Genomic DNA, 12830 nt, shown 5'->3' with positions numbered 1-12830 from the left:
CCATTGTTTACTGATAAGGGTTACTTGCTAGCTTTTCTACTTTAATTGGTTTATAACCTACACCTTCTGCCCAGTGTATATAAACACGATACGTCTGTTGCTGTGCTTTATCTGAAACAGTAGCCTCTACTTTCTGCGGTCCGCCCCCGTTTTCTACTCGCCAGGCAATCATGTTACCCGTATCGATTGAAGTAGCCTTACTTGCAGCTTGTAAGATTTCCTGCCAATCCTGGGATGATTTATCATATGTGACTGTATGATTTCCATCTGTCGCTTGTTCAGTCTGTACAGGCTGCCAGTCCTTTTTAATTACACTTTCAACATTTTCTTTATCACTTTCCGTAACGACAGCATCTTTCTCTTCTTCTTTATCTTCTTTAGCTTTTTTATCTTGTTTTTCTTTATCGCTAGACTTATCTGAAGAATCACTTTCCTGATCCGTTTGTTCGTCTGTTATGACGTTTAACTCTTCTTGGGATGAATCTTCGGTAGATTGTTGATCCCCAGATGATGGTTCAGACGCTGTTTGATCGCCGCTCCCACCAAAAATAAACAGAGCAATAAATACAACCAGCAACAGCGCTCCTGCACCTGCCAGCCACGTAATCAGCTTTGTCCCTTTTCTCCTTTTTTCGAAACGATCTGATCTTGATTTAGAAGGCCCTTGTTTAGGCATAGTTTCTTCCTCCTCCTTTACCTTCCCCATTATACAATACCCAATAAAGGTCACCAACCCAATGAAAGTCACATTTCAAATTTAAAAATAAGAGAAAAGACAGGGAAGCCCCTGCCTTGCTTTCTTATTTTGTTGTAACGGAAATTATTTTCACATCTAATTCCCCGCCGGGGGTAACAACGGCTACTTGATCCCCTACTTCGTGACCGATTAAGCTTTGTGCCATTGGTGAATCGTTACTAATTTTCCCTTCAAAAGGGTCGGCTTCAGCGCTTCCTACGATCGTATACGTTTCCTCGTCTCCATCTGGAAGCTCTTGAAAGGTAACCGATTTACCCATGGAAACCATGTCAGGGTTATCGTTATCGTTTTCAATAATAACCGCATGACGAATCATATTTTCGACTTGTTGGATTCTGGCTTCCACAAATGCCTGCTCGTCCTTCGCAGCATCGTACTCCGAATTCTCAGATAAATCTCCAAATCCCCTTGCTTCTTTAATGCGTTCGACTACTTCTTTTCGACGTTCATTTTTTAAATGCTCAAGTTCCTCTTGAAGCTTTACTTTACCTTCTGCTGTCATATAAAAGCTTTTCTCTTGTGCCATTTCCAATACACTCCTCTTTCCGACAATAAATGACCGTTATCCCTGAATATAATGAAATGAGCGGTACTTGAAGTACGCTCATTAGATAACTAATATAGTGTATCTGGGACATAGGTTTTCTAGAACTTCTATCATGAACTATGCCAGATATCTTATAAATTTTCAACTATTTTCTTTGCTTAGCTTTTGCCCTTTCTCATACAAGACAGTTTGGATCTTCGTAGCCATCAAGTCAATCGCTACATGGTTTTGGCCACCTTCAGGGATGATCAAGTCCGCATATCGCTTCGTTGGCTCAACAAACTGCAGGTGCATAGGACGAACTACACTGGTATATTGCTCAATAACAGAGTCTAGTGTGCGCCCACGTTCATTAATATCACGCATCATCCTTCGAATAATTCGCACGTCCGCATCTGTGTCAACAAAAACCTTGATATCCATTAAATCACGCAAACGGTCATCTTCCAGTACTAAAATCCCTTCAACAATAATAACCTCTTTTGGCTCGATATGAATCGTTTCGTCTGAGCGTGTATGCATTTTATAATCATATACTGGCTTTGAAACTGATTTTTGCTGGATTAGATCCTTCAAATGCTCGATAAGTAAATCGTTATCAAATGCCAAGGGATGATCGTAGTTTGTCCTCAGTCTTTCTTCTAACGGAAGATGACTTTGATCTTTATAATAATAATCTTGCTCCACCATAAGTATTGTTTTATCGGCGAAACGCTGAATAATCGATCGGGTTACACTTGTTTTACCGGAGCCTGTCCCTCCGGCTACACCAATTACAACAGGTTTATCATCCATGCTGATGGGTTCTCCTTTCATCCCGGGGAAAATCGTTTTTTTATTTCTTATGGTTCTTCACCGTAATAGCTATCCCATCACCAATTGGTACAATCGATGTATGATAGTTTTCCTGAGAGACTAACCATTGATTAAAATTTCGAATCTTACTTGCTAATTTCGCCATTCGACCAGTAGCGTCACCTTCATCAGCCACATAGCCCTTGAACAATACATTGTCCGATACAATCATGCCGCTCTCTGATAAGAATGGAGCATACAAATGAAAAAACTCTTCATATTTGCCTTTAGCTGCATCAATAAAAATCAAATCAAATGGTGCTGCCTGACTCACTTGATCCTTCAACTCAAGAGCATCACCATAAAGAATGTTGATGTGTTGCTTTGCCTGAAACTTGTCTATATTTTCAACAGCTTGCTGATAACGTTCAGTATCTCTCTCCATTGTTGTGATGGAACTATTAGGAGCAGCTTCGAGCATTCTTAAAGCAGAATAACCAATCGCTGTGCCAATTTCAAGTATGGTTTGTGGCTTGTTTAATCGAATGAGCTGCATCAGAAAATCAATTCCCAGCGGCTCCATGATCGGCACACCTTGTTTGCGTGCCTCATGCTCTAGTTGTTCTATTTCTTTAGATGGTGTAGCTAGTAACGAATGTAAATATGCATCCTGTTCCATTTAAATGTCGTCCCCTTTCCTCCTGGACAATCCCATTTACAACCCTGTTATTTTAACATAAACAAAGGAAGGAATGCGAGTTATTTTCCGCACCCCTTCCCTATTCTATTCTCCTGATATATGTTCTGCTTTTAGCTTGTTATGCTTTTCGAGAGTTTTTGAATAATAGATGTTGCCATCCCCACCCGCTAAGAAATACAGGTAGTCAGATTCAATAGGGTTAGCCGCAGCGGCTATTGAGTTTTTGTGAAAGCTTGATATCGGCCCAACAGGAAGTTCTTTAACATGATACGTGTTATAAGGTGACTCCACTTCTAGATCCTCGTAGAGCACTCGATCTTTATGTTCACCTAGTGCATAAAGGACGGTAGGGTCAGTCTGCAGCTTCATACCTTCTTCGATTCTATTGTAAAAGACACCTGCAATTTTCCTTCTGTTTTCTTTTGTCTTCGCTTCGTTTTCGAGCAGTGATGCCATGGTTATCGCTTTGTGGACGGTCTGCTCGCCTTCCAACAGATCTAGTTTAGACAACGCGTCAAGATAAGGTAAGACCACTTCCTCTGTTCGTTTAATCATTTTGTTAACAATTTGTTCAATGCTTGGATCCTCTATATAGAAGTTATAGGTGGAAGCAAATAAATAGCCTTCGAGAGGATAACGAATCTCCGGCTTCAAGATGACTTTATCTAGTAAAGCTGGATGCTGTTCGATCAGCTGATTAACATACTCACTGTCATTCACCTTGTCCATAAATTCTTTTTTTGTAAACTTGAGTTTCTTAGCATATGACTCAGCTATTTGCTCTAAGGTGTATCCTTCAGGGATCGTCACACTGAATACAGGATCTTTCCTGACTGTTCCTGTTTTTAATGATGCAATAATTTGATCAAGTGTCATCGCTGAGGTAAATTGATAGTTCCCTGCCTGAAAGCCTGTCTCATTTTTAAACTTAGTATAAAATCTAAAAATGAGAGCATTGTTAATCACATTATTTTCTTCTAAAATTTGTGCAATTTGTGAGGTTGAGGACCCGAGAGGAATTTCAATATTTTTTTGAGTTTCATCATCAGGGTCTACGGGCTGTAAGGCATGATTTACGTAAAAATATCCTGATATGCCTCCTATTAGAAGGACGATTACTATGATAGTTAATGCAATCGCAACAATCTTGCGAACTGTGCTCGCTTCTTCATTACGTTTTTTAATTCGATCTTTGTATTTCTGCTTAAAATTTGAATCAGACAACGATGCTCCTCCTTCCATCCGCTACATTATACTACAATTTACGAGTTATTTTCCATATCTTCACACAATATACATGATACACAGTCATAAATGCAATAGATTCAAAAAGGTTCACCTACTATCGAAATGTTCTGTTACATTAAACAGATGAGTGGTTTATGTAGTTAGAATTTCGCCTAGACCATCAATTAGGTCGTGGCCCAATAAAAACAGCCTCTAGCAATTTGCTAAAGGCTGTAAGAGTTACATTTAAGTTAAATCTTCTTCTGTTAAGGTATTTAACATTTCCTCAACCATTTCCCATTCTTCGTCTGATTCTATTTGATAGAGAGATAAATCATCCTCTTCATTCCCTTTTTCTTCATAGCGGAATGCAAAGACCTCTACCTCATCTCCCTCTTTTTGCTCTGCTGGTACTACAGCAATGTAAGAATGACCTGTTTGTTCAACGTCAAAGGTGAACAACACCTCAAATAAATGCTCTTCTCCATTTTCATCAGGGATGATGATACGTTCTTCTTTTTCTAATGCCATACTTGTCGTCCTCCTTTATTGTTTTGAATCTAAATAGCTCTGTAATATGATTACAGCAGCCATTTTATCAATGACTTTTTTTCTTTTTTGACGACTTACATCAGCATCGAGTAAGACGCGTTCTGCAGCCATGGTTGTTAGTCGTTCATCCCAAAGATGGACGACTAGTTTATATTCTTTTTCCAGCCATTTTGCAAACCTTTGACTTGCTTCACCGCGAGGGCCAATCGACCCGTTCATATTTTTCGGAAGACCAACAACGGCTTCTGTAACGTCGTTTTCTACAATGACCTTTCGTAAGGGTTCTTTGGCTGTCGTATAGTTGCGTTCATCCCACTTTAGGGTAGTTACCCCCTGGGCTGTCCACCCCATTGCATCAGATAAGGCAACACCAATTGTTTTCTCCCCCACATCTAAACCAATCTTCTTCATTAAGCATCCCCATTATTTTTTTCTAAATAAAACTTAACCAATTCTTCAATAAGCTCGTCCCGTTCCATTTTGCGTATGAGGTTTCTTGCATCCTGATGGCGTGGAATGTAAGCTGGATCCCCCGAAAGCAAATAACCTACAATTTGATTGATTGGGTTATATCCTTTCTCCTGTAAGGAATTGTGCACGGATAATAATACTGATCGTACATCCTCATCAAAGGGCTCCTCTGAGAAATTAAAACGCATTGTTTTGTCCATTGAACTCATTTTACAGTCACCTCGCACTTATTAGTATTATCCCCATTATATACCTATTTGGAAGATTGTAAAAACTAGACGGTATGATTTACATATTCTTTGGCAAAATGTAAGGCTTCTGGTATCTTTTCTGCGTCTTTTCCTCCGGCTTGGGCCATATCAGGTCGTCCACCACCGCCGCCGCCACAAATCGATGCAGCTTGCTTAATCAATTGACCGGCATGGTAACCCTTTTCGATTAAGTCTTGGGAAACTCCTGCAATCAATTGAACTTTCTCCCCATTTGGTGTGGCAAGCAGGATAATTCCTGATCCAATGTTCTGCTTCAGATCATCGACCATTGATCGAAGTGCATTCATATCTTTAACATCTACTTGTTTAGCGAGAACATTCACGCCGTTTACATTTTCGACTTCATCGAGAATCGTGGAAGCTTCCATGTTAGAAATCTTAGTAGACAACGACTCATTTTCACGTTGAAGATTTTTCATTTCCTGGTGCAGCACTTGGATACGTTCAGGAACTGTGTCTGGTTTTGTTTTTAGTAATGAACCTGCTTCCTTCAGCAAGGATTCTCTGCTGTTCATATACTGATAAGCACCTTTTGCTGTGACAGCTTCCATCCTTCTCGTCCCTGCCCCTATACCTGATTCACTAACTATTTTAAACAGGCCTATTTCAGCGGTATTGTCGACATGACAGCCACCGCAAAGCTCGAGGCTGTAGTCGCCAATCTTTACAAGACGTACTTCTGAACCATACTTTTCGCCAAATAGAGCCATGGCTCCCTTTTCCTTAGCTTCTTGAAGAGAGGTATAAGCAACAGAAACAGGAATAGACTGCCAAATTCTCTCATTAACAGCCGCTTCTATTTGATCGATTTCCTCATTTGACACAGAGCCAAAATGAGAAAAGTCAAAGCGAAGACGATCTGTCGCTACAAGAGAACCTGCCTGATTAACATGTTCGCCTAACACATCTTTCAAAGCCTGGTGGAGCAGATGTGTTGCTGTGTGGTTTTTAACGATAAATGCACGTTTCCCTTTATTTACTTCCGCATAGACATGGTCACCTTTTGTTATGGTACCCTGCTTCACGTAGGCTTCATGCATGTTCTGGCCATTTGGAGCTTTCTGAACCGATGTAACCTCAAGAACAGCTTTGTCCGTTTTAATTATGCCCTGATCAGCAATTTGGCCGCCACTTTCAGCGTAAAAAGGAGTTTGGTCAAGGAAAAGGTACACAGTCTCCCCTTCGCTTGCTTGGTCAGCAAATTCTTTCCCTTTAATAAGTTCCACGAGCTGGGCTTCCGTTTTAAGATCGTTATACCCAACAAATTGACTCGCTACGTGTACATCACCAAGCACTCCCTCTTGTACTTGCATGCTGCCAGACTTTTGGCGAGCATTGCGAGCGCGCTCCCTTTGCTTCGTCATCTCGGTTTGGAAGCCTTCCTCGTCAATGGTAAAACCAGCTTCAGCAATATATTCCTCTGTAAGCTCCTTCGGGAATCCATACGTATCGTAAAGGCGAAACACTTCCGAACCCGGAAAAACATTGCTGCCTTTTTCCGTTTCTTGTTTCATTATCGTTGAGAGCATTGCTAAGCCGTCATTTAATGTTTCGTGGAACCGCTCTTCTTCAGTACGAATGACATTTTGAATAAATTCCTGTTTCTGTTTCACTTCTGGGTAGAAGTCATTCATTATGATCGCTACTTCTGGTACGAGCTTGTACATAAATGGTTCATCGATACCAATTTGTTTGGCAAATCTTACAGCGCGACGCAGCAAACGTCGCAGTACATATCCTCTTCCTTCGTTTGAAGGCAGGGCTCCATCGCTTACGGCAAAGGTTACTGTCCGCATATGGTCGGCAATCACCTTGAAAGCCGCATCATGTGCTGTATTCTTCCCGTATTTATATGCAGAGATCGATTCTGCAGCCTCGATTATCGGCATAAACAGATCTGTTTCAAAGTTGGTCGGGGTATCTTGAATAACGCTCACCATTCGCTCGAGCCCCAACCCTGTATCAATATTCTTTTTCGGAAGTGGTGTGTACGTATCATCAGGATTATGGTTGAATTGTGAAAACACTAGATTCCATATTTCAAGGTAGCGCTCATTCTCCCCTCCAGGATACAATTCTGGGTCAGAGGGGTCATTCCCATAAGCTTCTCCGCGATCATAGAAGATTTCAGTATTGGGACCACTTGGACCTTCCCCTATATCCCAGAAATTTTCCTCTAAGCGGATGATTCTTTCCTCCGCGACGCCAATTTGGTCCCTCCATAATGAATAAGCCTCATCGTCCTCAGGATGAACAGTGACAGACAACTTCTCAGGATCAAAACCGATCCACTCGGGGCTTGTTAAGAATTCCCACCCCCAGGCCATCGCTTCTTCTTTAAAGTAGTCGCCGATAGAAAAGTTGCCCAGCATTTCAAAAAAGGTGTGATGGCGGGCTGTAAAACCTACATTCTCAATATCATTCGTGCGAATTGACTTTTGAGCATTGACGATTCGAGGGTTATCAGGAATAACACGGCCATCAAAGTATTTTTTTAAAGTGGCAACTCCACTGTTAATCCATAAAAGAGAAGGATCTTCATGTGGAACGAGCGATGCACTTGGCTCGACACTGTGTCCTTTTTCTTTAAAAAAGTCTAAAAACATTTGTCGTACATCAGCTGAAGTTAATGATTTCATCTTCTATACCTCCTGCATGTTAGGTCTGTCATTTATCTCTGTACAAACGAAAAACTCCCGTTCCTGCACTATGGCAGGGACGGGAGCTTTCGTTCCGCGGTACCACCCTGATTATAGACAATCCTGATTGTCTATCACCTTAAACGCTCGTAACGGTGCGTGTACCGGCGGGAATTAACCGCACTCAGGAATAGCTTTCAACAGAGCTTCTCTAGTACTTCTTTCAGCCTGTGGAAGTACCTCTCTACTAAAGGGGCTACTGTTTACTTAGTTCCCTCAAAGTGTTCTTCGTTCATACAGTATTGATATGCGCTATTATAGATAACATCACACCATCTGTCAACGCTCAAAGCGTGAAAGACTGACCTCTTCTACGACCACTTTTAGGCATGTGAGGACAGGAACAGCTGCAATCATCCCAACTATACCAGCCAGCTCACTACCTGCCAGTAAAGCTAGGATGATTAGAAGAGGGTGAATGTGAATGCTTTTTCCCATTATATAAGGGGACAACAAGTTACCTTCTACTATCTGAATCACAAAAATAGCAACAAGAGTTATAATTAGCGTTTTTACAGAAATTGTTACAGCAACGACCAAAGCTGGGATAGCCCCTAATAATGGTCCGAAATAAGGAATTATATTCGTAATCCCAGCAACAACTCCCAATACGAGTGGATATGGCAAGCCGGCTATCCAAAAGCCGATGGTTGCGAAAAAACCCACAAACAAGCTGATAAGCAGCTGTCCCCTTATATATCCTCCTAAGGAATGACTGAGTTTATGACTTAAACGCTTGGCTTCACCGTGCCATCTCACTGGAAGTAAACGAAGCAGAGATTGAAAGATCAAAGAATGGTCCTTTAGAAAATAAAACGTCATTACAGGAATGACAGCAAGTAACACAATAACGTTAAATACACCGCTTAATGCGGTTACGGCTGACATAAGCCGTGCACTCATCCATGCTTCAAAGTTGGCAAAACTACCATCTAAACGTTCGTGGATACGGTCGGGAAAGCGTTCCGTTTGGGCATAAAGCTCTCGTGTCCAGCTTTGGTAGGCTTCTGTTAAATGCGGTAGCTGCTCACTCAATGCTCTTAACTGTTCCAATAGGTGAGGATAGCCGCGATAGATTAAAAAGCCCGTTAACGAAAAAAAAACTGCAAAAATAACCAGAATCGAAAGGGCACGCGGCAAACCTAATTCCTCAATAAACTGCACAACTGGATGAAGCAATAAGGATAACACCATCGCAAGTATAAAAGGTAAGAGAATTCGTAATATCATCAACACTACATGGTCGTAATAAGGATACAACCAGGCCAATATGAGCATAAATACTAAAACAACAAAGCATATCGCACTCCGGCTTATCCATTTAATTGCTTTTTCACTCATTATGAACCCGACTGATAGAAAATATCATTTAAAGAACTTAAACTTCCATCCTCTTCAATTTGATTAATATTCATTTTTCCATCCTCAATCGAAAGTTCAAGATAACATGTCCAGCAATAGTATTGTTCATTGCCTATGCGTCCAAGGTTTCTCCCTTGGCAATTAGGGCATTTCATAGAACATACTCCTTTTTTTACCAAGTAGTATGTCCGTAGCCACGAGCATTCATACATTATGAAAATCACAAACGCTTTAATAGACATATTTGTGAAAGTCCTGAACTCAATCCACCTTATCATTGCTGGCAAGAATAAGATCGCGTATCCAATCGATCCCCTCGTCCACAAACTCTTCCGTAGGATTTGAATGCGGGGTGTGTTCGAATAGGAAATACTTATCTGTTCCTTGAACTAAATATTCGACTATCGGCTTTATAGTCCAATATCCCTCTACCCCCTCCAAATCAGGATGAGGCGGGACCCAAATATATTTTGCACCTTCTATTAAAATATTATGTAAGTGCACGACCTTAATATATGGCTTAAGGTGTTCGAGATACACCTGCCACTTCCCACCTACTGCCAACAAATAATCTCCGATATCTATACAAAGAGAGAGACCATACGTTTTCCATGTTTGCCTAGAAAAGTGATGAAGCGCCTCAATATTATGTGGCGACATGGATGGGCCTAGTTTAGGTTCACAGACGATTGGCATATCGTAGGTTTGCTGAATCCGGCTGAGAAATTGTAGTCCATCATCTATTTTTTCTGCTTGATGCTTCTCATCTGGATCTTTAAAATAAGGGAAATGAACGAGAACATAGGCTGCACCTGATTGTGATAATTTGCGTACCTCATCTTCAAATTGCTTCCTTGCTCGTTTAGGATCAAATGATATAAAGCTGATTAGATCATACTTGCTCTCCACTCTAATCAATGGAGAATGAACACCATAGCCATAACCTTTTGCCTCTGCAAGCCGTAAAAAGTCTTCAAAGTCAGACAAGCTACGAAACTCCCCTATTTCCACGTGTGAAAACCTGCTGTTAAATAACTGCTCAAATTTATTTGGATCAGACATAATTGTGCTGCCAGAAAATCCTAACTGATGCGCCATCAAACAACCCTCCCTCACATAAAATCATAAGGAGAAAGCTCTTCCTCCTCTTCATCTTCTTGCAGATCCTGAGTCGTTTCTTGCTTAAGTTTTTCTGCAAGATAAGTGTAACGCAGGTTAGTGTCCCTCGTTTGCACACCTTCTAAAAACGCACTAGGATCTCCACATATAATGAGGGAATGCTTTGACCTCGTAATAGCGGTATATAAGAGATTTTTCCTTAGCATCCTGCGATAACCCCTGACAACCGGTAGAATAACAATGGAAAATTCACTTCCTTGTGATTTATGGATCGATGTACAATACGCATGCATTAAATTATTTAAATTCTTCTTCGGATAGACTACCTCTTTGCCATCATACTCTACAACCACCTGCTCCACCTGATCAACATTCTCTTCCGCACGAAAAATAGCGGCGATTTCGCCAATATCTCCATTATACACGCCATCCTCAGGCTGGTTGACAAGTTGGATGACCTTATCCCCTTTTCGATACGTCATCTCTTTAAAAGTAAGATCCCGCTTTTGCTTGCTTTTTGGATTGACAACGCGTTGAATTTCTTCATTTAATTTATGAATCCCTACCTCTGTCCGGTACATCGGTGCCAACACCTGAACTTCTCTGGGTTCAATCCCTTTATCCAATGCTTTCTTAACGATATTCGTGATCAGGCCTTTTAGTTGGTGTTCCTTGGCTTGGATAAAATTAAAGTCATGATCCTTTTTTAAAGACTGCATTGTACATTGATTATTTTTTATCTCATGGGCAAGCTGGATAATTTTTGAGCCTTCTTTTTGCCTGTACACTTCTGATAATTGAACAGAAGGCAATTGTTCTGATGCTAGTAAATCAGCAAGGACCTGACCCGGCCCGACCGAAGGCAGCTGGTCCTCATCCCCGACGATTAACACTTGCATATCTGAAGGAATGGCGCGGAATAACTGATTGGCCAGCCACATATCGACCATGGAGAACTCATCAATAATTAAGACTTTGCCTTCCAGCTGGTTGTTCTGATTTTTATCAAAACTGTCATGACCATCCCAAACAAGCAGACGGTGAATCGTACTGGCTGGCAACCCTGTCGACTCTGTCATTCTCTTAGCTGCACGACCAGTGGGAGCTGCAAGTATAAAAGGAAAGGGTTCGCCTTGGTCGTAGTCCGTTTTGTCTGTTGAAAGTTCGTGGAGTGTGGAATAGGCTCTGATAATACCCTTAATGACAGTTGTCTTTCCTGTTCCGGGACCCCCTGTTAAAATCATGACTTTTGATTGTAGGGCTTTCTCGATCGCAGCGAATTGGTCCTCGCCATAACTAATTGATTCCTCTTCTTCCATATCACCGATGATCTTAAGTAGATCAGCCTGGGTATGCTTCGTTTCATGCTCTTCATCCATGATCCGCTCAAGCTGGTTACAAAAACCATTCTCGGCATGAAAAAGTGATGGCAAATACATCCGTTCGTCTTCAATAAACACGTAACGGTCCTCAGCCAGATGTATGACCTGTTTGGATAACTGTTCAAAAGTAATCGGCTCACCCGCACCACTATTAAGAAGGCTTTCAACTTGCAAGAGACAAGTTTCTGTCGGTAAATAAACGTGACCTGCCGAAAGACTTTGTTGCAGAATATATAGGCATGCTGCACGCAACCTTGTTGGGTGATCGATAGGCAGCTCCTGCATTCTGGCCATTTCATCTGCCCGATGAAAACCAAATCCATCTACTTTAAAGACGAGTTGGTAAGGATCTTCTTCGATGATAGCTAAGGTTTGATCTTTAAATGCTTCGTAGATTTTTTGCGAAAGCTTAAGACCAAACCCATATTGATTCAAATGGATCATCACATGCTCGAATCCCTGATGTTCTTTCAGTGTGTTATATAGCGTATCGCGTTTTTCTTTTGCAAGTTTAGGAACATCTTTTAATACGCCCGGATCATTCAAAATAGTTGAAATGGCCTGCTCCCCTAGGTGATCAACAATCCGTTCTGCTGTCTTCTTACCAATTCCGTGAAAAAGATCACTCGATAAATAAACAATCAATCCATCCTTAGATTCTGGGAGCAATCGCTTATAAAAATCAACCTGATACTGGCGGCCAAACTTTTTATGATCTTGAAATTCTCCATTGAAAACATACGTTTCTCCTTCCTCTAAAGGAGGGAAATGACCTTTAATTACGATGCTTTTTTCATTGAAGTCTTCATTCGTTTCGGTAACGATAATCGAAGCGATCGAAAAATGCTCAGACTCCTTGTGAAAAATCATCCGGTTTAATTCCCCCTTCACATAAGGGCGTTCTTCATTTGTATCGGAAAAAAGCGTACGTTCTGCCATGTTCTTTC

General features: G+C 41.2%; 13 protein-coding genes and 1 other annotated feature. All 13 genes read right to left on the bottom strand.

Annotated elements, in window-relative coordinates; translation table 11 throughout:
* Positions 1-7 precede the first annotated feature (7 nt).
* Complete coding sequence (locus tag MUO15_RS01455; protein WP_245032898.1) at positions 8-676, bottom strand: YrrS family protein; 669 nt, start codon at positions 674-676, stop codon at positions 8-10.
* 124 nt (positions 677-800) lie between these two features.
* Positions 801-1283 carry a transcription elongation factor GreA gene (greA, locus tag MUO15_RS01450; RefSeq protein WP_245032896.1) on the bottom strand — a complete coding sequence of 161 codons (483 nt, stop codon included), beginning with the start codon at positions 1281-1283 and terminating at the stop codon, positions 801-803.
* A gap of 162 nt (positions 1284-1445) precedes the next feature.
* A complete protein-coding gene (udk, locus tag MUO15_RS01445; RefSeq protein WP_245032894.1) occupies positions 1446-2099 on the bottom strand; it encodes a uridine kinase in 654 nt (217 codons plus the stop codon).
* Positions 2100-2139: 40 nt separating this feature from the next.
* A complete protein-coding gene (locus tag MUO15_RS01440) occupies positions 2140-2778 on the bottom strand; it encodes an O-methyltransferase (RefSeq protein WP_245032892.1) in 639 nt (212 codons plus the stop codon).
* A 105-nt stretch (positions 2779-2883) separates the two neighbouring features.
* A complete protein-coding gene (gene mltG, locus MUO15_RS01435) occupies positions 2884-4023 on the bottom strand; it encodes an endolytic transglycosylase MltG (protein WP_245032890.1) in 1140 nt (379 codons plus the stop codon).
* A 249-nt stretch (positions 4024-4272) separates the two neighbouring features.
* On the bottom strand, positions 4273-4557 hold the full coding sequence (locus tag MUO15_RS01430) for a DUF1292 domain-containing protein (protein ID WP_244753435.1): 285 nt from the start codon (positions 4555-4557) through the stop codon (positions 4273-4275).
* A gap of 15 nt (positions 4558-4572) precedes the next feature.
* A complete protein-coding gene (gene ruvX / locus MUO15_RS01425; protein ID WP_245032888.1) occupies positions 4573-4989 on the bottom strand; it encodes a Holliday junction resolvase RuvX in 417 nt (138 codons plus the stop codon).
* The gene (locus MUO15_RS01420) at positions 4989-5258 is read right to left on the bottom strand and encodes an IreB family regulatory phosphoprotein (protein WP_245032886.1); all 270 of its coding nucleotides are present in this window, start codon (positions 5256-5258) and stop codon (positions 4989-4991) included. The genes ruvX and MUO15_RS01420 overlap by 1 nt, the downstream gene beginning before the upstream one ends.
* Before the next feature lie 65 nt (positions 5259-5323).
* Positions 5324-7960 carry an alanine--tRNA ligase gene (gene alaS / locus MUO15_RS01415; RefSeq protein ID WP_245032884.1) on the bottom strand — a complete coding sequence of 879 codons (2637 nt, stop codon included), beginning with the start codon at positions 7958-7960 and terminating at the stop codon, positions 5324-5326.
* Positions 7961-8032: 72 nt separating this feature from the next.
* Positions 8033-8249, bottom strand: a binding site (T-box leader).
* Between the two features lie 50 nt (positions 8250-8299).
* The gene (locus tag MUO15_RS01410) at positions 8300-9361 is read right to left on the bottom strand and encodes an AI-2E family transporter (RefSeq protein WP_245032882.1); all 1062 of its coding nucleotides are present in this window, start codon (positions 9359-9361) and stop codon (positions 8300-8302) included.
* A complete protein-coding gene (locus MUO15_RS01405; protein ID WP_244753438.1) occupies positions 9361-9537 on the bottom strand; it encodes a hypothetical protein in 177 nt (58 codons plus the stop codon). The genes MUO15_RS01410 and MUO15_RS01405 overlap by 1 nt, the downstream gene beginning before the upstream one ends.
* Before the next feature lie 106 nt (positions 9538-9643).
* On the bottom strand, positions 9644-10480 hold the full coding sequence (locus tag MUO15_RS01400) for a TIM barrel protein (RefSeq protein WP_245032880.1): 837 nt from the start codon (positions 10478-10480) through the stop codon (positions 9644-9646).
* 14 nt (positions 10481-10494) lie between these two features.
* The gene (recD2, locus tag MUO15_RS01395; protein ID WP_245032878.1) at positions 10495-12822 is read right to left on the bottom strand and encodes an SF1B family DNA helicase RecD2; all 2328 of its coding nucleotides are present in this window, start codon (positions 12820-12822) and stop codon (positions 10495-10497) included.
* Positions 12823-12830: the final 8 nt, after the last annotated feature.

It is taken from the genome of Halobacillus amylolyticus, assembly GCF_022921115.1.
Lineage (GTDB): Bacteria > Bacillota > Bacilli > Bacillales > Halobacillaceae > Halobacillus_A > Halobacillus_A amylolyticus.
Note: the sequence above shows the minus strand (reverse complement) of the source record. Positions and strands in the feature narration are given on the sequence as shown.

Excerpts from the sequence above, each read along its gene's own strand:
- MUO15_RS01400 (WP_245032880.1), bottom strand. The coding sequence starts at position 10,480 with ATGGCGCATCAGTTAGGATTTTCTGGCAGCACAATTATGTCTGATCCA.
- greA (WP_245032896.1), bottom strand. The coding sequence starts at position 1,283 with ATGGCACAAGAGAAAAGCTTTTATATGACAGCAGAAGGTAAAGTAAAG.
- MUO15_RS01455 (WP_245032898.1), bottom strand. The coding sequence starts at position 676 with ATGCCTAAACAAGGGCCTTCTAAATCAAGATCAGATCGTTTCGAAAAA.
- udk (WP_245032894.1), bottom strand. The coding sequence starts at position 2,099 with ATGGATGATAAACCTGTTGTAATTGGTGTAGCCGGAGGGACAGGCTCC.
- recD2 (WP_245032878.1), bottom strand. The coding sequence starts at position 12,822 with ATGGCAGAACGTACGCTTTTTTCCGATACAAATGAAGAACGCCCTTAT.
- MUO15_RS01430 (WP_244753435.1), bottom strand. The coding sequence starts at position 4,557 with ATGGCATTAGAAAAAGAAGAACGTATCATCATCCCTGATGAAAATGGA.
- ruvX (WP_245032888.1), bottom strand. The coding sequence starts at position 4,989 with ATGAAGAAGATTGGTTTAGATGTGGGGGAGAAAACAATTGGTGTTGCC.
- MUO15_RS01405 (WP_244753438.1), bottom strand. The coding sequence starts at position 9,537 with ATGAAATGCCCTAATTGCCAAGGGAGAAACCTTGGACGCATAGGCAAT.
- MUO15_RS01440 (WP_245032892.1), bottom strand. The coding sequence starts at position 2,778 with ATGGAACAGGATGCATATTTACATTCGTTACTAGCTACACCATCTAAA.
- alaS (WP_245032884.1), bottom strand. The coding sequence starts at position 7,960 with ATGAAATCATTAACTTCAGCTGATGTACGACAAATGTTTTTAGACTTT.
- MUO15_RS01420 (WP_245032886.1), bottom strand. The coding sequence starts at position 5,258 with ATGAGTTCAATGGACAAAACAATGCGTTTTAATTTCTCAGAGGAGCCC.
- MUO15_RS01410 (WP_245032882.1), bottom strand. The coding sequence starts at position 9,361 with ATGAGTGAAAAAGCAATTAAATGGATAAGCCGGAGTGCGATATGCTTT.